General features: G+C 70.4%; 20 protein-coding genes. 16 read left to right on the top strand and 4 right to left on the bottom strand.

Annotated elements, in window-relative coordinates:
* The first annotated feature begins 19 nt into the window (after positions 1–19).
* From metH to AC07DW_RS14505, 4 genes are all read left to right on the top strand, one after another.
* Positions 20–3,532, top strand: coding sequence for a methionine synthase (metH, locus tag AC07DW_RS14520; protein WP_478857977.1), 3,513 nt, complete (start codon positions 20–22; stop codon positions 3,530–3,532).
* A gap of 157 nt (positions 3,533–3,689) precedes the next feature.
* Positions 3,690–4,391 carry an HAD family hydrolase gene (locus tag AC07DW_RS14515; protein WP_478857976.1) on the top strand — a complete coding sequence of 234 codons (702 nt, stop codon included), beginning with the start codon at positions 3,690–3,692 and terminating at the stop codon, positions 4,389–4,391.
* 477 nt (positions 4,392–4,868) lie between these two features.
* Entirely contained in the window at positions 4,869–6,467 is a 1,599-nt protein-coding gene (locus AC07DW_RS14510) for an ABC transporter substrate-binding protein (protein ID WP_478857975.1), read from the top strand.
* A 62-nt stretch (positions 6,468–6,529) separates the two neighbouring features.
* Positions 6,530–8,119, top strand: coding sequence for an ABC transporter substrate-binding protein (locus AC07DW_RS14505; RefSeq protein ID WP_478857974.1), 1,590 nt, complete (start codon positions 6,530–6,532; stop codon positions 8,117–8,119).
* A 110-nt stretch (positions 8,120–8,229) separates the two neighbouring features.
* Here the strand turns inward: AC07DW_RS14505 and AC07DW_RS14500 are convergent, their stop codons facing one another.
* Both AC07DW_RS14500 and AC07DW_RS14495 read right to left on the bottom strand, forming a co-directional pair.
* The gene (locus AC07DW_RS14500; protein WP_478857973.1) at positions 8,230–8,901 is read right to left on the bottom strand and encodes a response regulator; all 672 of its coding nucleotides are present in this window, start codon (positions 8,899–8,901) and stop codon (positions 8,230–8,232) included.
* Between the two features lie 136 nt (positions 8,902–9,037).
* Positions 9,038–9,952, bottom strand: a complete 915-nt coding sequence (locus tag AC07DW_RS14495; RefSeq protein ID WP_478857972.1) for a RecB family exonuclease — start codon at positions 9,950–9,952, stop codon at positions 9,038–9,040.
* Positions 9,953–10,059: 107 nt separating this feature from the next.
* Here AC07DW_RS14495 and AC07DW_RS14490 point away from each other — a divergent pair, with 107 nt between their 5' ends.
* From AC07DW_RS14490 to AC07DW_RS14480, 3 genes are all read left to right on the top strand, one after another.
* A complete protein-coding gene (locus AC07DW_RS14490) occupies positions 10,060–11,307 on the top strand; it encodes a site-2 protease family protein (RefSeq protein WP_478857971.1) in 1,248 nt (415 codons plus the stop codon).
* Positions 11,308–11,325: 18 nt separating this feature from the next.
* On the top strand, positions 11,326–12,213 hold the full coding sequence (locus tag AC07DW_RS14485; protein ID WP_189553424.1) for a tRNA (adenine-N1)-methyltransferase: 888 nt from the start codon (positions 11,326–11,328) through the stop codon (positions 12,211–12,213).
* A 188-nt stretch (positions 12,214–12,401) separates the two neighbouring features.
* Positions 12,402–12,989, top strand: coding sequence for a hypothetical protein (locus AC07DW_RS14480; RefSeq protein WP_478857970.1), 588 nt, complete (start codon positions 12,402–12,404; stop codon positions 12,987–12,989).
* Positions 12,990–12,993: 4 nt separating this feature from the next.
* Here AC07DW_RS14480 and AC07DW_RS14475 read toward each other — a convergent pair whose 3' ends face one another.
* On the bottom strand, positions 12,994–13,305 hold the full coding sequence (locus AC07DW_RS14475) for a ferredoxin (RefSeq protein WP_478857969.1): 312 nt from the start codon (positions 13,303–13,305) through the stop codon (positions 12,994–12,996).
* 231 nt (positions 13,306–13,536) lie between these two features.
* Here AC07DW_RS14475 and arc point away from each other — a divergent pair, with 231 nt between their 5' ends.
* The 5 genes from arc (at position 13,537) to prcA (ending at position 19,262) form a co-directional block, all read left to right on the top strand.
* Positions 13,537–15,303, top strand: a complete 1,767-nt coding sequence (gene arc, locus AC07DW_RS14470) for a proteasome ATPase (RefSeq protein WP_478857968.1) — start codon at positions 13,537–13,539, stop codon at positions 15,301–15,303.
* A 270-nt stretch (positions 15,304–15,573) separates the two neighbouring features.
* Entirely contained in the window at positions 15,574–17,085 is a 1,512-nt protein-coding gene (gene dop, locus AC07DW_RS14465; RefSeq protein WP_478857967.1) for a depupylase/deamidase Dop, read from the top strand.
* A gap of 167 nt (positions 17,086–17,252) precedes the next feature.
* Positions 17,253–17,471, top strand: a complete 219-nt coding sequence (locus tag AC07DW_RS14460; protein ID WP_016325855.1) for a ubiquitin-like protein Pup — start codon at positions 17,253–17,255, stop codon at positions 17,469–17,471.
* 149 nt (positions 17,472–17,620) lie between these two features.
* Complete coding sequence (gene prcB / locus AC07DW_RS14455; protein ID WP_478857966.1) at positions 17,621–18,466, top strand: proteasome subunit beta; 846 nt, start codon at positions 17,621–17,623, stop codon at positions 18,464–18,466.
* Between the two features lie 34 nt (positions 18,467–18,500).
* Positions 18,501–19,262, top strand: a complete 762-nt coding sequence (gene prcA, locus AC07DW_RS14450; protein WP_478857965.1) for a proteasome subunit alpha — start codon at positions 18,501–18,503, stop codon at positions 19,260–19,262.
* Positions 19,263–19,316: 54 nt separating this feature from the next.
* Here the strand turns inward: prcA and AC07DW_RS14445 are convergent, their stop codons facing one another.
* Positions 19,317–20,288: a LacI family DNA-binding transcriptional regulator gene (locus AC07DW_RS14445; RefSeq protein ID WP_478858059.1), complete on the bottom strand. Its 972-nt coding sequence runs from the start codon at positions 20,286–20,288 to the stop codon at positions 19,317–19,319.
* A gap of 328 nt (positions 20,289–20,616) precedes the next feature.
* Here AC07DW_RS14445 and AC07DW_RS14440 point away from each other — a divergent pair, with 328 nt between their 5' ends.
* The 4 genes from AC07DW_RS14440 (at position 20,617) to AC07DW_RS14425 (ending at position 24,857) form a co-directional block, all read left to right on the top strand.
* Positions 20,617–21,897, top strand: a complete 1,281-nt coding sequence (locus AC07DW_RS14440) for an MFS transporter (protein WP_478857964.1) — start codon at positions 20,617–20,619, stop codon at positions 21,895–21,897.
* Between the two features lie 9 nt (positions 21,898–21,906).
* Positions 21,907–23,268, top strand: a complete 1,362-nt coding sequence (gene pafA, locus AC07DW_RS14435) for a Pup--protein ligase (RefSeq protein WP_478857963.1) — start codon at positions 21,907–21,909, stop codon at positions 23,266–23,268.
* A gap of 190 nt (positions 23,269–23,458) precedes the next feature.
* The gene (locus AC07DW_RS14430; RefSeq protein ID WP_478857962.1) at positions 23,459–24,439 is read left to right on the top strand and encodes an FKBP-type peptidyl-prolyl cis-trans isomerase; all 981 of its coding nucleotides are present in this window, start codon (positions 23,459–23,461) and stop codon (positions 24,437–24,439) included.
* Positions 24,440–24,485: 46 nt separating this feature from the next.
* Positions 24,486–24,857, top strand: coding sequence for an FKBP-type peptidyl-prolyl cis-trans isomerase (locus tag AC07DW_RS14425; protein ID WP_344367169.1), 372 nt, complete (start codon positions 24,486–24,488; stop codon positions 24,855–24,857).
* Positions 24,858–24,897 lie beyond the last annotated feature (40 nt).

Here is a 24,897-nt window from a genome sequence, read left to right as displayed (position 1 = left end):
CATCCCTGGGAGCTCATCCATGGCCTCGTCGCCGACCCCTTCCGCAGACAGCAGGACCCGAGCCGCCGCGCTCCGCGAGGCGCTCGCCTCCCGCGTGGTCGTGTCCGACGGAGCCATGGGCACGATGCTCCAGGCACAGGACCCCACCATGGAGGACTTCGAGGGCCTGGAAGGCTGCAACGAGATCCTCAACGTCTCCCGGCCCGACATCGTCCGCACGGTCCACGAGGAGTACTTCTCCGCCGGCGTCGACTGCGTCGGGACCAACACGTTCAACGCGAACTTCTCCGCCCTCGGCGAGTACGACATCTCCGACCGCATCCTGGAGCTCTCCGAGGCCGGCGCCCGGATCGCCCGCGAGGCCGCGGACCGGTTCACCGCCGGCGACGGACGGCAGCGCTGGGTGCTCGGCTCCATGGGCCCCGGCACCAAGCTGCCCACCCTCGGCCACGTCGCGTACGGGACGCTCCGCGCCGCCTACCAGCAGAACGCCGAGGGCCTGATCGCCGGCGGCGCCGACGCGCTGCTCGTCGAGACCACCCAGGACCTCCTCCAGACCAAGGCCGCCATCCTCGGCGCCCGCCGGGCCCTGGAGGTCGCCGGCCTCGACCTGCCCCTGATCTGCTCCGTCACCGTCGAGACCACCGGCACCATGCTGCTCGGCTCCGAGATCGGCGCCGCGCTGACCGCGCTGGAGCCGCTCGGCATCGACATGATCGGGCTGAACTGCGCCACCGGCCCCGCCGAGATGAGCGAGCACCTCCGCTACCTGGCCCGCCACTCCCGCGTCCCGCTGTCCTGCATGCCCAACGCCGGCCTGCCGGTCCTGGGCAAGGACGGCGCGCACTACCCCCTGACCGCGCCCGAGCTGGCCGACGCGCAGGAGGCCTTCGTCCGCGAGTACGGGCTCTCCCTGGTCGGCGGCTGCTGCGGTACGACGCCGGAGCACCTGCGCCAGGTCGTCGAACGCGTCCGCGACCTCACCCCCGCCGAGCGCCGGCCCCGCCCCGAGCCGGGCGCCGCCTCGCTGTACCAGACCGTGCCGTTCCGCCAGGACACCGCGTACATGGCGATCGGTGAGCGGACGAACGCCAACGGCTCCAAGAAGTTCCGCGAGGCGATGCTGGAGGCCCGCTGGGACGACTGCGTGGAGATGGCCCGCGACCAGATCCGCGAGGGCGCCCACATGCTGGACCTCTGCGTGGACTACGTCGGCCGCGACGGCGTCGCCGACATGGCGGAGCTGGCCGGCCGGTTCGCCACCGCCTCCACCCTGCCCATCGTGCTGGACTCCACCGAGGTCGAGGTCATCCGCGCCGGACTGGAGAAGCTCGGCGGCCGCGCCGTGATCAACTCGGTGAACTACGAGGACGGCGACGGACCGGAGTCCCGCTTCGCCAAGGTCACCGCGCTCGCCAAGGAGCACGGAGCCGCCCTCATCGCGCTGACCATCGACGAGGAGGGCCAGGCCCGCACGCCGGAGGCCAAGGTCGCCATCGCGGAGCGGCTGATCGCCGACCTGACCGGCAACTGGGGCATCCGTGAGGAGGACATCCTCATCGACACCCTGACCTTCACCATCTGCACCGGTCAGGAGGAGTCCCGCAAGGACGGCATCGCCACCATCGAGGCGATCCGCGAGCTGAAGCGGCGCCACCCGGACGTGCAGACCACCCTGGGTCTGTCGAACATCTCCTTCGGCCTCAACCCGGCCGCCCGGGTCCTGCTCAACTCCGTCTTCCTCGACGAGTGCGTCAAGGCGGGCCTCGACTCGGCGATCGTGCACGCCAGCAAGATCCTGCCGATCGCCCGGTTCGACGACGAGCAGGTCACCACGGCCCTGGACCTCATCTACGACCGGCGCGCCGAGGGCTACGACCCGCTCCAGAAACTCATGCAGCTGTTCGAGGGCGTCAACACCAAGTCGCTGAAGGCGGGCAGGGCCGAGGAGCTGGCCGCGCTGCCGCTGGAGGAGCGGCTCAAGCGCCGGATCATCGACGGTGAGAAGAACGGCCTGGAGGCCGACCTCGACGAGGCCCTCACCACCCGCCCCGCCCTGGACATCGTCAACGACACCCTGCTGGACGGCATGAAGGTCGTCGGTGAGCTGTTCGGCTCGGGCCAGATGCAGCTGCCGTTCGTGCTCCAGTCCGCCGAGGTGATGAAGACCGCGGTGGCCTACCTGGAGCCGCACATGGAGAAGACGGACGACGACGGCAAGGGCACCATCGTCCTGGCCACCGTCCGCGGCGACGTCCACGACATCGGCAAGAACCTCGTCGACATCATCCTCTCCAACAACGGCTACAACGTCGTCAACCTCGGCATCAAGCAGCCGGTTTCGGCCATCCTCGAGGCCGCGGACGAGCACCGGGCCGACGTCATCGGCATGTCGGGTCTCCTGGTCAAGTCGACCGTGATCATGAAGGAGAACCTGGAGGAGCTCAACCAGCGGGGCCTGGCGGCCGAGTACCCCGTCATCCTCGGTGGCGCCGCCCTCACCCGCGCCTACGTCGAGCAGGACCTGCACGAGATCTACCAGGGCGAAGTCCGGTACGCCCGCGACGCGTTCGAGGGACTGCGCCTGATGGACGCCCTCATCGCGGTCAAGCGCGGCGTGCCCGGCGCGACGCTCCCCGAGCTCAAGCAGCGGCGCGTACGCCCGGCCGCCGGGGCCGTGGTCGACGAGCCGGCCCCCGAGGACGGCGTCCGCTCCGACGTCGCCACCGACAACCCCGTACCCACCCCGCCGTTCTGGGGGACCCGGGTCGTCAAGGGCATCCAGCTCAAGGAGTACGCCTCCTGGCTGGACGAGGGCGCCCTGTTCAAGGGCCAGTGGGGCCTGAAGCAGGCCCGCGCCGGCGACGGTCCCACCTACGAGGAACTCGTCGAGACCGAGGGCCGGCCGCGGCTGCGCGGCTGGCTGGACCAGCTCCACACCCAGAACATGCTGGAGGCCGCGGTCGTCTACGGCTACTTCCCGTGCGTGTCCAAGGGCGACGACCTGATCCTCCTCGACGAGAGCGGCAACGAGCGCACCCGCTTCACCTTCCCGCGCCAGCGCCGCGGCCGCCGCCTGTGCCTGGCGGACTTCTTCCGCCCCGAGGAGTCCGGCGAGACCGATGTCGTCGGCCTCCAGGTCGTCACCGTCGGCAACCGGATCGGCGAGGCCACCGCCGAGCTGTTCGCCTCCGACTCCTACCGCGACTACCTCGAGCTGCACGGGCTGTCCGTCCAGCTGGCCGAGGCGCTCGCCGAGTACTGGCACGCGCGCGTGCGGGCGGAGCTGGGCTTCGGGGCGGAGGACCCCGCCGACGTGGAGGACATGTTCGCGCTGAAGTACCGCGGCGCGCGGTTCTCGCTCGGCTACGGCGCCTGCCCCGACCTGGAGGACCGGGCGAAGATCGCGGACCTGCTCCGGCCCGAGCGGATCGGCGTCCACCTCTCCGAGGAGTTCCAGCTCCACCCCGAGCAGTCCACCGACGCCATCGTGATCCACCACCCGGAGGCGAAGTACTTCAACGCGCGCTGACCGGCGTCGCGACGTACACTGGTCGGTCCAGTGCAGGCCGGTCGCTCTCCCAGCGGATCCCGGCGGGGCCCCGGCGGGATCCGCCGCGGAGGTCCCCGCCGGGGCTTCCCACCGGGGAGAGCGGTCGGCCTTCTCGTCCCCCCGTGGAGGTGTGCCGATGACCAGTACGGTCCCCGCGTCCCTGACCCGTACGGCCGAGGGTTCCGCCCTCCAGGCGGTCTTCCTCGACATGGACGGAACGCTCGTCGACACCGAGGGGTTCTGGTGGGACGCGGAGGTCGAGGTTTTCGGTGAGCTGGGCCACACCCTCGACGAGTCGTGGCGGGACGTGGTCGTCGGCGGGCCGATGACCCGCAGCGCGGGCTACCTCATCGAGGCCACCGGCGCCGACATCACCCTCGCCGAGCTCACCGTGCTGCTCAACGACCGGTTCGAGCGGCGCATCGGTCGCGGTGTCCCGCTGATGCCGGGTGCCGAGCGGCTCCTCGCCGAGCTGGCCACGCACAACGTCCCCACCGCGCTGGTCTCCGCCTCGCACCGGCGCATCATCGACCGGGTCCTGCACTCGCTGGGCCGGGACCGCTTCACGCTCACCGTGGCGGGCGACGAGGTTTCCCGTACGAAGCCGCACCCCGACCCGTACCTCCTGGCCGCCCGGGGCGTGGGCGCCGAGCCGGGCAGATGCGCCGTCATCGAGGACACCGCCACCGGTGTGGCCGCCGCTGAGGCGGCCGGCTGCCGAGTGGTGGCCGTGCCGTCCGTCGCCCCCATCGCGCCCGCCGCCGGGCGCGTGGTGGTGCGGTCGCTGGAAGAGGTCGACCTGCGTTTCCTGCGGACATTGATCACCGGAATGAACTGATCGCGCACCCGTGGTCCGCCGGTGAACGCGGGGTGAACCATGGCGCCGGATCATGCGTTTTCCGTGAGCACCACCACCGGCCGCACGAGTGACCTTGGTCACGCAGCGTGGCGCGCGGCGCATGGCTGGAAAGGGGCGCATGCCCGGAAGGCGCCGGTTCGGCCCCGTCCATGTGTCCTGATTCATGGAGGGGTGTACGAATCCTTCCGGCGCATAGAGATCGACCGACGTGCATTACTGATCACTGTCTGATGCGGCCTCAACTCGGCCCCGTTCCTGCGCGCCTGGTGGTGCCGACTAATCTTTCGCCGAGAACTTCGCCGCGTTTTCCGCGTGCCCCGTCCGGCCCACCGAGCCCGCGGGCACACAGGATCGATCGCTCTGTATCCCGGCCCGATCGCCCCGCCCCGACCGGGCGGAAGCGGCGGAGTGTCCGTATGTCGCTGCACCCAGTGCCGGATGAGGAGAACGTCCACCATGAACCGCAAGACCTTGGTGCTGCCGGCCGTGCTCGGCCTGCTCGCCCCCGTGCTCGCCGCCTGTGGCGGGTCGGGTGGCAGCTCCGGCGGCGACGCCATCGTCGTCGGTACCACGGACCAGTTCGCCGCCACCCAGGACGCCTCCGCGCCCTTCGACCCGGCCTTCGCGTACGACACCGGCGTCTGGAACGTACTGCGGCAGACCGTCCAGACCCTGATGCACGTCCCGCGCGGCGGCGGCGCGCCGGCGCCCGAGGCGGCCTCCGAATGCGGCTTCACCGACCGGGCCAGCGAGAGCTACCGCTGCACCCTGCGCTCCGGCCTGACCTTCGCCGACGGCACGCCCGTCACCTCGAAGGACGTGAAGTTCTCCATCGAGCGGGTGCTCGCCATCAACTCGGACAACGGCGCGGCCGGCCTCCTGTCGAACATCGACACGATCGAGACCAAGGGTGACGACCAGGTCGTCTTCCATCTGAAGAGCCCCGACGCCACCTTCCCGTACAAGCTCTCCACGCCCGTCGCCGGCATCCTGAGCAGCGAGAAGTACGAGGCCAAGAAGCTCCGCGACGGCTTCCAGGTCGACGGCTCCGGCCCGTACACCATGAAGGCCGAGGTCAGCGGCGACCGGGTCACCAAGGTCGTCTTCTCGAGGAACACCCGCTACAAGGGCGACATCAAGCTGCGCAACGACCGGGTCGAACTGCGCTCCTTCGACGACGCCGACGCCATGGGCCGGGCGCTCGAAGCCGGCGACATATCCATGATGACGCGGACCATGTCGCCCGAGCAGGTCAAGGAGCTCAACGAGAACCCCAAGCCCGGCATCAAGATCACCGAGGTCCCCGGCCTGGAGATCCGCTACCTCGGCTTCAACACCGAGGCCCCGTCCGTCAAGGACAAGGCGGTCCGCCAGGCCATGGCCGCGGTCGTCGACCGCACCCAGCTGGCGGGCAAGGTGTACGGGTCGACCGCTACCCCGCTGTACTCGCTGATCCCCTCCAGCATCACCGCCCACACCAACTCCTTCCTCAACAAGTACGGCGAGCCGAGCAGCAAGAAGGCCGCCGGCATCCTCCGCGAAGCGGGCATCAGCACCCCCGTCAAGCTGACGCTGAACTACACCAGCGACCACTACGGCGCCGGCACCGCCCAGGAGTTCAAGGCGCTGCGCGACCAGCTCAACGCCACCAGGCTCTTCGACGTCACCGTCGAAGGGACCAAGTGGTCCGAGTTCCGTCCCGCCCAGAAGCGCGGCGAGTACGCCGTGTACGGCCTCGGCTGGTTCCCCGACTTCCCGGACCCGGACAACTTCATCGCGCCGTTCCTCGACGCGGACAACTTCCTCAACACCCCCTACATCAACAGCGCCACCCGCGCCCGGCTCCTCCCCGAGTCGCGCCGTGCGGCCGACCGTAACGCCGCCTCCGCCGTCTTCGCGCAGATCCAGGACATCGTCGCCAATGACGTCCCGGTGCTGCCGCTGTGGCAGGGCAAGCAGTACGTCGCCGCGCGCGACGACCTGACCGGCGTGGAGTGGTCGCTGAACACCTCCTCGGATCTGCAGCTCTGGGAGCTCGCCCGAGGTATCGCCTGACCCTGCTGTACCCGGCCGCGCACACGGGCTCGGCCGCGACGAGATCCAGAGGCAAGGTTCCTGTGAAGGCACACAACAAGTGGCTGACGGCCCCGCTGGCGGCGGGACTCGCGGCCGCCCTGCTGAGCGGCTGCGGTGAGGAGAAGGGCGGCGACGCCGGTGGCTCCGGCGGCTCGGTGATCGTCGGCATGTCCGACGAGGTCCTGGCGACGGACCCCGCCGCCGGTTACGACCCGGGCTCGTGGCTGCTGTTCAACAACGTCTTCCAGTCCCTGCTCAGCTTCCCCAAGGGCGCCTCGGTACCCCAGCCGGAGGCGGCCGACCGGTGCGGCTTCGACCAGGGCGGCAGCAAGATCTACCGGTGCACGCTGCGTGACGGGCTGAAGTTCAGCAATGGCAACCCGCTCACCTCCGAGGACGTCAAGTTCTCCTTCGAGCGGGCGCTGAAGATCAACGACCCGGCCGGCCCGGCGCCGCTGCTGAGCACCATCGACAAGATCGACACCCCGGACGACAAGACCGTCGTCTTCACCCTGAAGGTCCCCGACGCCACCTTCCCGAGCAAGATCGCCTCGGGTGCCGGCTCCATCGTCGACCACCAGGAGTACAAGGAAGGGGAGCTGCGCACCGACAGCAAGGCCATCGGCTCGGGCCCGTACAAGCTCGACTCGTTCGAGGGCGACCAGGCCGTCTTCTCCCCCAACCCCGACTACCGGGGCACGGTCAAGGTGAAGAACGCCGGCGTCACGCTGAAGTTCTTCCACGGCGACCGCAAGGCGCTCGGCGCGGCCCTGCAGAAGGGTGAGGTCGACGTCGCCTACCGTGGCCTCGGCGCGGCCGACATCGCCGAGCTGCAGGCGTCCGGTACGACCTCGGAGCGCGAGCTGGAGGTCATCGAGGGCTCCAGCGCCGAGGTGCAGCACCTGGTCTTCAACGTCGACGACCCGGTCGTCGGCAAGCTCGGCGTGCGCAAGGCCATCGCGTACCTCGTCAACCGTGACACGCTCGTCAACGACGTCTACCGGTCGACCGCCACCCCGCTGTACTCGATCATCCCCGCCGGGGTCATCGGTCACAACACGGCCTTCGTCAACGAGTACGGCGACCAGCCGTCGCGCGACAAGGCCGAGCAGGCGCTGCGCTCCGCCGGTGTCGACGGCAAGGTCAAGCTCACCCTCTGGTCCACGCCCAGCCGTTACGGCCCCTCCACGGACGACACGCTCAAGGCGATCGCCAAGCAGCTCAACGCCAGCAACCTGTTCGACGCCACCGTCAAGTCCGTCGAGTTCGACCAGTACGAGAAGGACATCAAGGCGGGCAAGTACGGCGTGTACGTGAAGGGCTGGGTCCCCGACTACCCGGACCCGGACAACTTCACGCAGCCGTTCTTCGGGGAGGGCAACGTCCTCCAGAACAACTACGAGAACAGCAAGATCACCGGCACGCTGGTCCCGCGCACCGCCGCGACCGCCGACCGGACCGCGGCCGAGGAGGACTTCGGCCAGCTCCAGGACCTCGTCGCCAAGGACCTGCCGATCCTGCCGCTGTGGCAGGGCAAGCAGTACGCGGTCGCCCGCGACGGCATCACCGGCCTGGAGTGGACGCTGGACGCCTCCACCGTCTTCCGCTTCTGGGAGATCAAGAAGGGCTGATCCGAGCCACGACGCGCGAGCGGGGTGCCCGACCGGTGTCGGACACCCCGCTTCCGTGTGCCGCGTCGCGCGTTCTCAGGTTCCGCGTTCCGCGTCGCGCCGGTACCGGCTCACTGGGCGCCGGGACGCACCAGACCGCTCTCGTACGCGTACACCGCGGCCTGCACGCGGTCGCGCAGGCCCAGCTTCGTCAGCACGTGCCCCACGTGCGTCTTGACCGTCGTCTCGCTGACGAACAGGTCGGCGGCGATCTCCGCGTTCGACAGCCCGCGCGCCACCAGCTTCAGCACCTCGACCTCACGGTCCGTCAGGGTGTTCAGCGCGTCCGGCACGGCCTCCTCGCCGGAGGGCAGGTGGTCCGCGTACTTGTCGAGCAGCCGGCGCGTGATGCTCGGCGCGAGCATCGCCTCACCCGCCGCCACCACCCGGATGGCCTGCACCAGCTCGTTGGCCGGCGCGTCCTTCAGCAGGAAGCCGCTGGCCCCGGCGCGCAGCGCCTCCACCACGTACTCGTCCAGGTCGAACGTCGTCAGCACCAGCACCTTCGCCGGGCCGTCCCGTTCCGGCCCGGTGATCTGCCGTGTCGCCTCCACACCGTCCATGCGGGGCATCCGGATGTCCATCAGCACCACATCGGGCTGGAGCGCCCGCACCTGGTCGAGAGCCTGGAGACCGTCACCGGCCTCGCCGACGACCGCGATGTCCTGCTCCGCCTCCAGGATCATCCGGAAACCGGTGCGCAGCAGCGGCTGGTCGTCGACCAGTAGGACGCGGATAGCCACAGGTACTCCTCCAAGGCTCAGCTGACCGGGCCCATTCTGCCCTGACCGCCCCGCCCCGGTTCCGGCGGTCCCGGGGCCGCGCCCCCTGCCGGCGCGGAACCGCCCGCTCCGCCGCTCGCGCCCGCCACCGGCCGCTCTACGGCTCGACCGGCCGCGGCGCAGGGACGACCGGCAGCGGGTACACCGGGGGAGTGCCGCCGAACTCCGGACACACCGACCGGTGGTCGCACCACCCGCACAGTTTCGTCGGCCGCGGCCGCCAGTCACCCGTCTCGGTGGCGTGCGCGATCGCCTCCCACAGCGCCTGCAGCTTGCGCTCGACACGCAGCAGGTCCGCCTCCACCGGGTCGTACGTCAGCACGTCCCCGCTGCCCAGGTACACCAGCTGGAGCCGGCGCGGCACCACGCCCTTCAGCCGCCAGACCACCAGGGCGTAGAACGTCATCTGGAACAGCGCGCCCTCGCTGTACTCCGGACGCGGCGCCTTGCCCGTCTTGTAGTCGACGATCCGCACCTCACCCGTCGGCGCCACGTCGACCCGGTCGATCACCCCGCGCAGCCGCAGCCCCGACTCCAGCTCGGTCTCCACGAACAGCTCCCGCTCCGCCGGCTCCAGCCGCGTCGGGTCCTCCAGCGTGAACCACCGCTCGACCAGCTGCTCCGCCTCGGCCAGCCAGCGCGCCAGCAGCTCGCCGTCCACGTCCCCCTCGAACAGCTCACCGAGCTCCGGGCGCGCCTCCAGCAGCCGCGTCCACTGCCCCGGCACCATCGCCCGGGCCCGCGGGACCGTCCGCTCCACCGCCGGATCGTCGAAGAGCCGCTCCAGCACGGCATGCACCAGCGTGCCGCGCGTCGCCGCCGCGCTCGGCTTCTCCGGCAGCTTGTCGATCACCCGGAACCGGTACAGCAGCGGGCACTGCATGAAGTCGCCGGCCCGCGACGGCGAGAGCGACACAGGCGGCCGCGCGCCCGGTGCGGCACCGCCACCGGGAGCGGCGGACGGGCTCGCGGGGGCGGACGGGCTCGGAGAGCTGGACGGGCTCGTGGTCATGGTGGCAAACCCTACGGCCCGCCACTGACACCGAGCGGCATACCATCGACGCCAGACCCTCCCACACTGCATGATCGTCGTGTGACGCTTCACACCGAAGGGAACCTGTGAACAAGGACGACGAGAGCGGCCAGCACCCCCGCCCGCGGTCCGAGCCGGCCGGAGCCACCGCTCCCGACAGCGGCAAGCCGCGGCGGCGACAGGAAGGCGGCGGCATCCTGATGGGCCGCGTCTTCGGCGTACCCGTGTACGTCGCCCCCAGCTGGTTCCTGGTCGCGGCCCTCATCACCTGGGTCTTCGGTGGCCAGATCGAGCGGGTCCTGCCCGAGCTCGGCAACGCCCGCTACCTGGTCTCCCTCTTCTTCGCGGTCGCCTTCTACGCCTCGGTGCTGGTCCACGAACTGGCCCACACCCTCGCAGCGCTCCGCTTCAAGCTGCCGGTGCGGCGCATCCAGCTCCAGTTCTTCGGCGGCGTCTCCGAGATCGAGAAAGAGTGCGAGACCCCCGGCCGCGAGTTCGTCCTCGCCTTCGTCGGCCCGCTGCTCTCCCTGGTCCTGGCCGGCGGCTTCTACGCCGCTATGTACACCGCCGAACCCGGCACCGTCCCCGGCGTCCTGCTCGCCGGCCTGATGATCTCCAACCTGATCGTCGCCGTCTTCAACCTGCTGCCCGGCCTGCCGCTCGACGGCGGCCGCATGCTCCGCGCGGTCGTGTGGAAGATCACCGGCAAGCCGATGAGCGGCACCGTCGCCGCCGCCTGGGTCGGCCGCGCCCTCGCCGTCACCGTGCTCATCGGCCTGCCGCTGCTGACCCACACCGGCGCCCTCGGCAACGACACGCGGGACATCAGCGGCCTGGAGACCGTCATGGACGCGCTCCTCGCCGCCATCCTGGCCGCCATCATCTGGACCGGCGCCGGCAACAGCCTGCGCATGGCGCGGCTGCGCGAGCACCTGCCCGAGCTGCGCGCCCGCACGCTCACCCGGCGCGCCGTGCCGGTCGAGTCCGGCACCCCCCTCTCCGAAGCCCTCCGGCGTGCCAACGAGGCCGGCGCCCGCGCCCTCGTCGTCGTCGATGGCCAGGGCGAGCCCACGGCCCTGGTCCGCGAGACGGCCATCGTCGGCGTCCCCCAGCACCGCCGCCCCTGGGTCGCGGTCGGCGGCCTCGCCCAGGAGCTCACCGAGGGCATGAGAGTGCCGGCGGACCTCGTCGGCGAGGCGCTGCTGGAGCGGCTGCGCACCAATCCGGCCACCGAGTACCTGGTCGTCGAGGAGTCCGGCGAGATCTACGGCGTACTGTCCACCGCGGACGTCGAGCGGGCCTTCGTCCAGGCCATGGCACGGCCGGGTTCCTGAAGCCCATACACTGGTCACATGTCCGAACCGACCGGTGCCGCCCGCCGTCGCGGGCCCTTCGAAGTCGGGGACCAGGTCCAGCTCACCGACCCCAAGGGACGCCACTACACGTTCACGCTCGAGGCCGGGAAGAATTTCCACACCCACAAGGGTTCCTTCCCGCACGACGAGCTGATCGGTGCTCCCGAGGGCAGTGTTGTCCGTACCACGGGAAACGTCGCCTACCTCGCGCTGCGCCCCCTGCTCCCCGACTACGTCCTGTCCATGCCCCGCGGCGCCGCCGTGGTCTACCCCAAGGACGCGGGGCAGATCCTGGCCTTCGCCGACATCTTCCCCGGCGCGCGCGTCGTCGAGGCGGGCGTGGGCTCCGGCTCGCTCAGCAGCTTCCTGCTCCGCGCCATCGGGGACAGCGGCATGCTGCACTCCTACGAGCGCCGCGAGGACTTCGCCGAGATCGCCAAGGGCAACGTCGAGCGGTACTTCGGCGGCCCGCACCCCGCCTGGCAGCTCACCGTCGGCGATCTCCAGGACAATCTGTCCGACACCGACGTCGACCGGGTCATCCTGGACATGCTCGCCCCCTGGGAGTGCCTGGAGGCCGTCTCCAAGGCCCTCGTCCCGGGCGGCATCCTCTGCTGTTACGTCGCGACCACCACCCAGCTCGCCCGCACCGTCGAGTCCATCCGCGAGATCGGCTGCTACGCCGAGCCGCAGCCGTGGGAGTCGATGATCCGCAACTGGCACGTGGAGGGCCTGGCGGTCCGCCCCGACCACCGGATGATCGGCCACACCGGCTTCCTGGTCACCGCCCGCCGCCTGGCGGACGGCGTGGAGCCCCCGATGCGCCGCCGCCGCCCCGCCAAGGGCGCGTACGGCGAGGACTACGAAGGCCCCAACAAGGGCTGACCCGGAAGGTGACAGGGGCCCGAGGCCCCGCCAACGCGACGGCGCCGCCGTCGAGTTCCCGCCACCGGCGGGCAACTCGACGGCGGCGCCCTCACGTTCGCCGTATCCGCCCCACCGGTTCCGCCGGCCTGTGACGTATGGCACGATGCTGGCCATCCCCACCGCACAGCTCATGGGAGACACTCCGCGTGCAGACCCCCGCCGTCCCGGACCTCGCGCACACCCACGCCCGCCCGGTGCACTGGCTCGCCACCGCCGCGGCGATGGCCTCGGTCGTCGCCGGGGCGGGAATGTTCCAGCCCGGTTCCGCGACCGCCACCCAGGCCGGCGGTATCCGGACAGCCGCGGCCCCCGCGCCGGCCCCCGCTCCCGACCCCGCCGCCGTGACCTACCCGCTCGAATGCCGTGGCGCGCCCAGTGTGGTGGCCAGGCGGGCGACGGGCGACCTCGACGGGGACGGCCGCCCGGAGACGGTCGTGGCGGCGCACTGCCGGGCGGGTTCCGGTACGCCGCCGAGCGGCGTGTACGTCCTGGCCCGGGGCCCCGGCGGCACGGCCCCGGGGGCGCCCCGCGTGGTGGCCACGCTGGTGGAGCCGGGCGAGCGGCAGAGCGTCGGCGCTCTCGCCGTGCGTGACGGGGTCGTCACCGCGACCCTCTTCGGGTACTCCTCACCGGACGTACCGAGCTGCTGCCCCGATCAGCGGGAGACGGTCAAGTGGCGGTGGGAGGGCGACAAGTTCGTCCGGTCCGCCGCGGCCGAAGCCAGGGGTGTGTGAGCGGTCACTCCGCGTCAGGGCCGTAGACCTCGACCCTGTCCGAAACGCGCCGTACGTGGATGCAGTCGCCGGGGCACTCCTTGGCGGAGTCCACGACGTCCTGGAGCAGGGGCAGCGGTACCGGCGCGGTGGCGCCCGGGGCCTGCAGCAGCTCGTCGTCGGCGCTCTTCACGTAGGCGAGGCCGTCGATGTCCAGCTCGAAGACCTCGGGGGCGTACTGCGCGCAGATGCCGTCGCCGGTGCAGAGGTCCTGGTCGATCCAGACCTCCAGGGCCTCGCCGGCGCCCGTGGTCGGAGCCTCGTGCTGCACGGTCATGTTCCTGCCTCTGGTGTGGTAAGTCGGGCCAACCCTGACGGGTGTTGACCACACCGACGATACAACCGCCCGCTTTCAGATGTTGATGGGTGGGTATCCCCCTGATGCGAGGGAGAGCGCAAGGGTGAAGATCGGACACACCCGAGAGTCTTTGTGATCTAGGGGTTTCAATCATCACCCTCCCAGGTAGGGTCAGAAAGCGTCCAGCTCCCCTTGGAGGAGGTGAGGACCGTGGCAGCCCACGACGACGACATCAACCGCGGCATCCGGCCGGGGCGGGGGTCTGAAGACCCTGCCGGCCAGGTTGCCTATCTCGAGCAGGAAATCGCCGTCCTGCGACGTAAGCTCGCCGACTCTCCGCGTCATACGAGGATTCTCGAAGAGCGGATCGTCGAGCTGCAGACCAACCTGGCCGGCGTGTCCGCGCAGAACGAGCGACTCGCCAATACGCTCCGTGAGGCCCGCGACCAGATCGTGGCCCTCAAGGAGGAGGTCGACCGGCTCGCGCAGCCGCCGGCCGGCTTCGGTGTCTTCCTGAAGGCGAACGAGGACGGCACCTGCGACATCTTCACCGGGGGCCGCAAGCTCCGGGTGAACGTCAGCCCCAGCGTCGAGCTCGACGAGCTCCGGCGCGGCCAGGAAGTGATGCTCAACGAAGCGCTCAACGTGGTCGAGGCCATGGAGTTCGAGCGCGCCGGGGACATCGTCACCCTCAAGGAGATCCTCGAGGACGGCGAGCGCGCCCTGGTGATCGGGCACACCGACGAGGAACGGGTGGTGAGGCTCGCCGAGCCGCTGCTGGACATCACCATCCGCCCCGGCGACGCCCTGCTGCTGGAGCCCAGGTCCGGTTACGTCTACGAGGTGATCCCGAAGAGCGAGGTCGAGGAGCTCGTCCTCGAAGAGGTCCCGGACGTCGACTACACCAAGATCGGCGGTCTGGGGAACCAGATCGAGCTGATCCGCGACGCGGTCGAGCTTCCGTACCTCTACCCCGACCTCTTCCAGGAGCACGAACTGCGGCCGCCGAAGGGCATCCTTCTGTACGGCCCGCCCGGCTGCGGCAAGACGCTGATCGCGAAGGCCGTCGCCAACTCCCTTGCGAAGAAGGTCGCCGAGGTGACCGGGCAGCCCGCGGGGAAGAGCTACTTCCTCAACATCAAGGGCCCCGAGCTCCTCAACAAGTACGTCGGCGAGACCGAGCGGCACATCCGCCTGGTCTTCCAGCGCGCTCGTGAGAAGGCGAGCGAGGGCACTCCGGTGATCGTCTTCTTCGACGAGATGGAGTCCCTCTTCCGCACCCGCGGCTCCGGTGTCAGCTCGGACGTGGAGAACACCATCGTCCCGCAGCTGCTCGCCGAGATCGACGGTGTGGAGGGCCTGGAGAACGTCATCGTCATCGGCGCCTCCAACCGCGAGGACATGATCGACCCCGCCATCCTCAGGCCGGGCCGGCTCGATGTGAAGATCAAGATCGAGCGTCCGGACGCGGAGGCCGCCAAGGACATCTTCGCCAAGTACCTGACACCTTCGCTGCCGCTGCACGCGGACGACCTGACCGAGCACAATGGGTCCAAGGAAGCCGCGGCCCAGGCGATGATCCAGTCGGTCGTCGAGCAGATGTACGCGGAATCGGAGGGGAACCGGTTCCTCGAGGTCACCTACGCCAATGGTGACAAGGAAGTCCTGTACTTCAAGGACTTCAACTCCGGCGCGATGATCCAGAACATCGTCGACCGGGCGAAGAAGATGGCCATCAAGGCCTTCCTCGACCACAACCAGAAGGGCCTCCGGGTTTCCCACCTCCTCCAGGCTTGCGTGGACGAGTTCAAGGAGAACGAGGACCTGCCGAACACCACCAACCCGGACGACTGGGCCCGCATCTCCGGAAAGAAGGGCGAGCGGATCGTGTTCATCCGCACGCTCGTCACCGGAAAGCAGGGCGCCGACACCGGTCGGTCCATCGACACGGTGGCGAACACCGGTCAGTACCTGTAGATCGCATTCCGGCTGCGGGTGCCCCGGACGTCCCCCGCCCCGGGCGGGGGAGGGCATCCGCAGCCGGTTGCTTTCACCGGTACCTGGCCATCATTCCGACCACACCGCGGTAAAGACGCAATTGATCTCCCCACCAGCGCAGAGGCGTTCTAGGCTCTTCCGTACCGCCCAGTCGCGCAGTGCGGGGACGGGCACCGCACACGCATCGGAGAAGCAGCGGTACTTGAGCGCCGTTCCCGGACGGGGACGCCGCCGGGCAAGGAGGGCCGCATGACTGTACGGCGAGTAATGGGCATCGAGACGGAGTACGGGATCTCCGTCCCCGGCCACCCGAACGCCAATGCCATGCTCACCTCGTCCCAGATCGTCAACGCCTACGCGGCGGCGATGCACCGGGCGCGGCGAGCCCGCTGGGACTTCGAGGAGGAGAACCCGCTGCGGGACGCCCGCGGCTTCGACCTCGCCCGCGAGTCCGCCGACTCCAGCCAGCTCACGGACGAGGACATCGGCCTGGCCAATGTGATCCTCACCAATGGCGCACGGCTCTACGTCGACCACGCGCACCCCGAGTACAGCGCCCCCGAGGTCACCAATCCCCGGGACGCCGTGCTGTGGGACAAGGCCGGCGAGCGGATCATGGCGGAGGCCGCCGAGCGGGCGGCCCAGCTGCCGGGCGCCCAGCCTATCCACCTCTACAAGAACAACACCGACAACAAGGGCGCCTCCTACGGCACGCACGAGAACTACCTGATGAAGCGGGAGACCCCCTTCTCGGACATCGTGCGCCACCTGACGCCCTTCTTCGTCTCCCGGCAGGTCGTCACCGGCGCGGGCCGCGTCGGCATCGGCCAGGACGGCCACGAGCACGGCTTCCAGATCAGTCAGCGGGCCGACTACTTCGAGGTCGAGGTGGGGCTGGAGACCACCCTCAAGCGGCCGATCATCAACACCCGCGACGAGCCGCACGCGGACGCGGAGAAGTACCGCCGGCTCCATGTGATCATCGGCGACGCCAACCTCTCCGAGATCTCGACCTACCTCAAGCTCGGTACGACCGCCCTGGTGCTGTCCATGATCGAGGACGGGTTCATCACGGTCGACCTGGCCGTCGACCAGCCCGTGCGCACCCTGCACCAGGTCTCGCACGACCCCTCGCTCCAGTACCTGATCACGCTGCGCGGCGGCCGGTCACTGACCGCGGTACAACTGCAGATGGAGTACTTCGAGCTGGCCCGCAAGTACGTGGAGGAGCGATTCGGCGCGGACGCCGACGAGCAGACCATGGACGTGCTGGCCCGCTGGGAGGACACCCTCAACCGGCTCGAGAACGACCCGATGAGCCTCGCGGGCGAGCTGGACTGGGTGGCCAAGCGGGAGCTCATGGAGGGCTACCGCCGCCGTGACGGCCTGGACTGGGACGCCGCGCGGCTCCACCTGGTGGACCTGCAGTACGCCGACGTGCGCCCCGAGAAGGGCCTGTACAACCGCCTGGCGGCCCGGGGGAGGATGAAGCGGCTGCTGGACGAGGACGCCGTCACACGGGCCCAGGCGAAGCCCCCGGAGGACACCAGGGCCTATTTCCGGGGCCGCTGCCTGGAGCAGTACGCCGATGACGTGGCCGCGGCCTCCTGGGACTCGGTGATCTTCGACCTGCCGGGCCGGGACTCGTTGCAGCGGGTGCCCACCCTGGAACCGTTGCGCGGTACACGTGAGCACGTGAAGGAGCTCCTGGACCGCTGCCGCACGGCCGAGGAGCTGGTCCGCGTGCTGTCCGGCCGCTGACGGGGGCCGAGTACGCGTACGAAAAAGCGCTTGGCCCGTGGATCCCCGGGAATCATGGGACTACTCCCTGGACGTTGGAGAAAGTGCAGGGCCGATGTCAGACCGTCCTTGTAGGGTCTGATCTTGAAAGACCGAACCAAGCGGGCAAACCGAGCGGGGTGAGGGATATGGCGACCAAGGACACCGGCGGCGGGCAGCAGAAGGCCACACGTTCCACCGAGGAGGTCGAGGAGCAGGCGCAGGACGCGCAGGCTTCCGAGGACCTCAAGGAACGCCAGGAGAAGCTGTCCGACGACGTCGACTCCGTGCTCGACGAGATCGACGACGTCCTCGAGGAGAACGCCGAGGACTTCGTACGGTCCTTCGTGCAAAAGGGCGGGCAGTAGCGGCTCGTCGTCCTCCCGGTGCCGGCGGTGAAAGCCGACGGCACCGGGGCGGATGACCGGCGACGGCACGGGTAAGGTCCGTGCACAGCACGCATGATCGGCCCGACCGCCGCAGCGGCGGGCCGCCGCCTCATTTCGGAAGGAAACGCGTGGAAGCCAACCCTCGTAGCATCGGGCGTCTGCCGGCGGCCTTCCTGACGCCCGGCTCCTCCTCGTTCATGGACTTCCTGGCCGACCACTCGCCCGAGCTGCTGCCCGGCAGGCGCACCCTGCCGCCCCTCCAGGGCGCCATCGAAGCACCCCACGGCACCACCATCGTCGCCACCACCTTCCCCGGCGGCGTGGTGCTCGCCGGTGACCGGCGCGCCACGATGGGCAACATGATCGCCCAGCGCGACATCGAGAAGGTGTTCCCGGCCGACGAGTACTCGGCCGTGGGTATCGCCGGCACCGCCGGTCTCGCGGTCGAGATGGTCAAGCTCTTCCAGCTGGAGCTGGAGCACTTCGAGAAGGTGGAGGGCGCTCAGCTCTCCCTGGAGGGCAAGGCCAACCGCCTGTCCACGATGATCCGCAGCAACCTGGGCATGGCGATGCAGGGACTGGCCGTGGTGCCGCTCTTCGCCGGCTGGGACGTGGAGCGCGAGAAGGGCCGGATCTTCAGCTACGACGTGACGGGCGGCCGTTCCGAGGAGCACGGCTTCGCGGCCACCGGCTCCGGATCGATCTTCGCCCGGGGCGCCATGAAGAAGCTCTACCGCGACGACCTCACGGAGCAGCAGGCCATCACCCTGGTCGTGCAGGCGCTCTACGACGCGGCGGACGACGACTCGGCGACCGGCGGCCCGGACGTGGCCCGGCGGATCTACCCGATCGTCACCGTCATCACCGACGAGGGCTTCCGGCGGCTCACCGAGGCCGAGTCCTCCGAGACCGCCCGCGCGATCCTGGAGCGCCGCCTCGAACAGCCCGACGGCCCGCGCGCCGCGCTGCTCTGATGTTTGCCCACCTGAAGAAAGGGACGGATAGCCGGTGACGACGCCGTTCTATGTCTCGCCCGCACAGGCCATGCAGGACCGGGCGGAGTACGCCCGCAAGGGCATCGCCCGTGGACGCAGCCTGGTTGTGCTGCAGTACGCCGACGGCATCGTCTTCGTCGGTGAGAACCCGTCCCGCGCGCTGCACAAGTTCAGCGAGATCTACGACCGGATCGGGTTCGCCGCCGCCGGCAAGTACAACGAGTACGAGAACCTGCGGATCGGCGGCGTGCGCTACGCGGACCTGCGCGGTTACACCTACGACCGCGCCGACGTGACGGCCCGTGGACTCGCCAACGTCTACGCCCAGACGCTGGGCACCATCTTCTCCAGCGCCGGCGAGAAGCCGTACGAGGTGGAACTGGTCGTCGCCGAGGTGGGCACCTCGCCGGAGGGCGACCAGATCTACCGCCTGCCGCACGACGGCTCGATCGTGGACGAGCACGGCTCGGTCGCGGTCGGCGGCAACGCCGAGCAGATCAGCACCTTCCTCGACCAGCGGCACCGCGACGGGATGTCGCTCGCCGAGGCGCTGAAGCTGGCCGTGCAGGCGCTGTCCCGGGACACCAACGGCAGCGAGCGGGAGATCCCCGCGGAGCGGCTGGAGGTGGCGATCCTGGACCGCACGCGCCCGCAGCAGCGCAAGTTCAAGCGGATCGTCGGCCGCCAGCTGTCCCGCCTCCTGGAGGCGGACGCCTCCGCCTCGACCCCGACGGACGCCCCGTCGGACGAGGAGCCGGAGACGCCGGAGGACTGACCCCGCGCCGAGCGGTGCCCCGGACGCGCGTCGGCGGTCCGGGGCACCGGCGTGTCAGGGGGCCGGAGGCGGGCCGGAGGAGCCGCGGGGCATCAGGGTGACCGGGAGGTCCCCCCGCTCCGGCGGACGGCCCGCCAGGACGTCCAGGAGGGCCGTCATGCCGCGCTCGCCGATCCGTTCGGCGGGCAGCCGCACCGTGGTCAGCTCCGGCTCCACCGCCGTTGCCAGCGCCAGGTCGTCGAACCCGGTGACCGAGACGTCCTCCGGGACCCGCAGCCCCAGCCGCCGTACCGCCTTGCAGGCGCCCGCCGCCACGATGTCGTCGTCGCACACCAGGGCGGTCGGGCGGGGCCCCGGCGCGGTCAGCGCGCGCTCGGCGGCCGCCCGGGCGCCGTTCACCTCCAGCGGGGCCGGGACGGTCCGTACGGAGACGTCGGGGATGCCGCCCAGGCTCGCGGCGAGGGCCCGGCCGCGTACGTCGAAGGTCCAGGACGGCACGGCGGACGACAGGTGGACGAAGCGCCGGTGGCCCAGGGCCAGCAGATGGCCCGTCACCTGCCGCATGCCGTCGGCGATGTCGAGGTTCACATGGGCGGCGGCGTCCGTGTCGGCCGGGTCGCTGTCGAGCATCACCAGCGGCAGGTCCGTGCCGCGGATCGCCCGCAGCGCGTCGGCGGCCATCGAGGAGGCGATCACCCCGTCCAGCGCCGCGCGTGCGGAGGCGAACGGGTCCCTCGCCGGGCCGACGCCCTCGGGGGACGGGTACAGGACCACACCGAAGCCGTGCCGGGCCGCCACCGCGGCGGCGCCCGTGTAGACGCGGGCGAAGAACTCGTTGGTGAGGGCGGGCACCACCAGCAGCGCGGTACGGGTACGGCCCAGGCGGAGGTTGCGCGCCGCGAGATTGGGCCGGTAACCGAGTCCGTCGGCCGCCTCCCGCACCAGGTGGGCGGTCCGCTCCGAGACCCGCCCGCGCCACTTGTCGCCCAGCACGAGCGACACGGTGGCCTGCGAGACGCCCGCCACGCGCGCGACGTCCCGGCTGGTGGGCCGCGCGGCGCCGGGGCCCGGCCCGGTGGGGCCCCCGGCCGGGGAGGCGCCGCCGGCCGGGGAGGCGCCGCCGGCCGGGGAGGCGCCGCCGGGCCGCCCCCCGGGGGCGGTGGGCCGGCGGCGGCCGGGCTCGGCCGCCCGCCCCGGCGCCGGGTCGGGGGCCACTGGGTCCGGCTGGTGCACGCACGCCTCCGCTTCGACGATCACGACCGCGGGGTGGACCCGCGGAATGCCGTCATGGTACGTATGACGCACGACGTTATACGTAAAACCTCGGCCGGGTGCCGGGGGAGAGGGGCAGCACATGGCCGCCGCGCCGGGCGGATACGCCGACATCCTGAAGGCACCCCATGCCGCCAGGCTCCTCACGGGCACCCTGGTGGGGCGCCTCCCCAACGGCACCGGCCCCATCGCGATCATGGTGTTCACCCGCGCCGAGGGAGGCAGCTACAGCCTCGCCGGCGGGCTCGCCGCCGTGTACGGCATCGGCAACGCCGTCGGGCAGCCCCTCCTCGGCCGCGCCGTCGACCTGTACGGCCAGCCCCGCGTCCAGCTCCCCGCGGCCCTGGTGTCCGCCCTGGGCATGGCCCTGCTGGTGCTGACCGGTATCGACCCGCTCCCGCTCGCCTACGCGGCCGTCGCCGCGGCCGGCCTGTTCACCCCGCCCCTCGAAGGCGGGCTGCGCGCCCTGTGGCCGGACATCCTGGGCCGCGAGGACCGGGTCCACCGGGCGTACGCCCTGGACGCGGTCGCCCAGGAGATCATGTTCACCGTCGGCCCCCTGCTGGTCACCCTGCTCGTCGCGCTCCGGTCGCCCGCCGCGGCCCTGCTCGTCATCAACGCCATAGGGGTGCTCGGCGCCCTCTCCGTCGTCGTGTCCAAGCCCTCCAGGGCCTGGCGCTCCGCGCCCCGCGAGGCCCACTGGCTCGGCGCGCTGCGCTCACCCGGGCTGCTCGCCCTGCTCGGCTCGTTCTTCTTCGTCGGCCTCGCCATGGGCTCCATCACCGTCGCCGGGATCGCGTACGCGGAGGAGCGCGGCGACCCCTCCGTCTACGGCTGGCTGATGGCCGCCCTGGGCCTCGGCGCGCTGTTCGGCGGCGTGGTGTACGGGGCGCGGCACTGGGCGGGCGCGCCGGAGCACCGGCTGCGGGTCCTGGTCGGCCTGCTGGCGCTGGGGTACCTGCCGCTGACGCTCACCCCGGGCGTGGTGGCGATGACCGCCCTGGCGGCCCTCGCGGGCGTGTTCCTGGCGCCGGCCATCGCGTGCGCGTTCCTCGTCGTCGACCGCCACGCCCCGCGCGGCACGGTCACCGAGGCGTTCTCCTGGCTGGTCACCACCTTCGGCGTGGGGGCCGCCGCCGGAACGGCCGTGGCCGGGCCGGTGGTCCAGCTCTCCGGCACCGCCGCGAGTTTCGCCGTGGCGGGCGGGGGTGGATTCGTCGCCCTGCTGGCCCTCCTGGCCACCCGGCGCGTACTCGCGGTTCCCCTCCGCGGGGCCCAGCACACCGGAGATGTCGTGGCGGCTTCGGAAAATGATCGAAACGGTGCTGTCGAACCCGGTTTCAGCACAGGGCATCAGGCGTAATGTTCAGTCATGGACCGCCGCATTTTCGGGCTGGAGAACGAGTACGGCGTCACGTGCACGTTCAGGGGACAGCGCCGACTGTCTCCTGACGAAGTGGCGCGCTACCTCTTCCGCCGTGTCGTGTCATGGGGCCGCAGCAGCAACGTCTTCCTGCGGAACGGCGCCCGCCTCTACCTCGACGTGGGTTCGCATCCGGAATACGCAACACCGGAATGCGACGACGTGACCGAACTGGTCACCCACGACAAGGCCGGCGAGCGCATTCTCGAAGGTCTGCTCGTCGACGCCGAACGCCGCCTGCACGAGGAGGGAATCGCGGGCGACGTCTATCTCTTCAAGAACAACACCGACTCGGCGGGAAACTCCTACGGCTGCCACGAGAACTATCTCGTCGCCCGCCACGGCGAGTTCTCGCGGCTCGCGGACATCCTCATTCCGTTCCTCGTCACCAGGCAGCTCATCTGCGGCGCCGGGAAGGTGCTGCAGACCCCGCGCGGCGCCGTCTACTGCGTCAGCCAGCGGGCCGAGCACATCTGGGAGGGCGTCAGCTCCGCGACGACCCGCTCCCGGCCCATCATCAACACCCGCGACGAGCCGCACGCCGACGCCGAGCGGTACCGCCGCCTGCACGTCATCGTCGGCGACTCGAACATGTCCGAGACGACCATGCTGCTGAAGGTCGGCGCCACCGACCTCGTCCTGCGCATGATCGAGGCCGGCACGGTGATGCGCGACCTCACCCTGGAGAACCCGATCCGGGCGATCCGCGAGGTCAGCCACGACATCACGGGTCAGCGCAAGGTGCGGCTCGCCAGCGGGCGCGAGGCGTCCGCCCTGGAGGTCCAGCGCGAGTACTACGAGAAGGCCGCCGACTTCGTCGACCGGCGCGGCATCCGCACGGGCACCGTCGCGCAGGTCCTGGAGCTGTGGGGCCGCGCGCTGGAGGCGATCGAGCAGGAGGACCTCGACCGGATCGGCACCGAGATCGACTGGGTCATGAAGTACAAGCTGCTGGAGCGGTACCGGGCCAAGCACAACATGACCATGTCGCATCCGCGGGTCGCCCAGATAGACCTCGCGTACCACGACATCCACCGTCGGCGCGGGCTCTACTACCTGCTGGAGAAGAAGGGACAGGCCGCCCGGATCTGCAACGACCTGAAGATCTTCGAGGGCAAGTCGGTGCCCCCGCAGACCACCCGGGCGCGGCTGCGCGGCGACTTCATCCGCCGGGCGCAGGAGCAGCGTCGGGACTTCACCGTCGACTGGGTGCACCTCAAGCTCAACGACCAGGCGCAGCGCACCGTGCTGTGCAAGGACCCCTTCCGGTCGGTCGACGACCGGGTGGAGAAGCTCATCGCCGGCATGTGAGCCCGGAGCCCGGCGCCGGCCGGGCGTCCGTCCCGGCGGGGCGGGATCAGCGCTGTGAGGCGCCGTGCGTTGCTCGTGCGGCGCCTCACGTACGTCGTAGAGTCACGCCGTAGAGTGACGCGACACCCTCGCGAACTCGATTGCGAAGACCTGCAGATTCCGAGATCCCGACCAAGATACGAGGCATTCCGTGCGCCGTCGCTCCCTCCTTCTCGCCGTCCCCGCCGGCCTGCTCACCCTCGCGGGCTGCGGCGACGACAAGTCCGACAAGGCCAAGACCGACGAGAGCCCGTCCGCGTCCAAGGACGCCTCCGCGAAGATCGTGGAGGGCCCGCTGCCCGCCGTCACCGCGGGCACGAAGTTCGGGCAGAAGCCGACCGTCGCCAAGGGCCCGGGCACGCCGTCGGCCGATCTCGCGGTGAAGACGCTCATCCCCGGTGACGGCCAGACGGTGGCCAAGGGCGACCACCTCCAGTTCGACTACCTCGGGCAGATCTGGGACACCGCCAAGGTCTTCGACAACTCCTACGACCGGAAGACGCCGCTGACCAGCGCCATCGGCGTCGGCCAGCTCATTCCGGGCTGGGACCGGGCGCTGCCCGGCAAGAAGGTCGGCAGCCGCGTCGAGCTGGCGATCCCGCCGGCGCTCGGTTACGGGACGCAGGGCAACCCGCAGGGCGGGATCAAGGGCACCGACACCCTGGTGTTCGTCGTCGACATCCGTGGCACGTTCAACGGCAAGAGCTCGTCGAAGGGCCGGGAGGTCGCGCAGGACGACATCGACCTGCCCAAGGTCGGCACCAACACCGACGGCGCGGCGCCGTCCATCGACGTACCGAAGAAGCCCGCGCCGAAGGGCCTCGTCGCCAAGTACGTCCTGGAGGGCGACGGCCAGGTCGTCAAGCCCACGGACAAGCTGCTGCTCCAGTACAAGGGCGTCCTGTGGGAGGGCGGCAAGGAGTTCGACTCCAGCTACAAGAGGAGCCAGCTCGCCGAGTTCCCGCTGCAGAACCTGATCAAGGGCTGGCAGCAGGGCCTCGCCGGCAAGAAGGTCGGCAGCCGGGTGATGCTCGTCGTCCCGCCGGAGCTCGGCTACGGAGCCCAGGCCTCCGGGGACATCCCCGCCAACTCGACGCTGGTCTTCTCGCTCGACATCCTGGCCGTGATGTAAGACTGTCCCGGTTGATCAGTACATCGTCTGAGGAGCAGTGTTTCACGTGAGCATCGAGAAGCCCGAGGTCGACTTCCCGGGTGGCGAGCCGCCGAAGGACCTGGAGATCAAGGACATCTGGGAGGGCGACGGCCCCGAGGCCAAGGCCGGCGACATGGTCAAGGTCCACTACGTGGGCGTGGCCTTCTCCACCGGTGAGGAGTTCGACTCGTCCTGGAACCGCGGCACCCCGCTGCAGTTCCAGCTCGGTGTCGGACAGGTCATCGCGGGCTGGGACCGCGGCGTGCAGGGCATGAAGGTCGGCGGCCGCCGCCAGCTGATCATCCCCGCGCACCTCGCGTACGGCGACCGCGGCGCCGGCAGCGCCATCGCGCCGGGCGAGACCCTGATCTTCGTCTGCGACCTGGTCGGCGTCTGACCGCCCTCCCGGACACCCCGAGGGCCCGTGCCTCCCGGTA

The sequence above is a fragment of the Streptomyces sp. NPDC045701 genome, assembly GCF_056432045.1.
The sequence above is the reverse complement of the archived record's forward strand: the minus strand, read 5'-3'. Positions and strand labels throughout refer to the sequence as shown.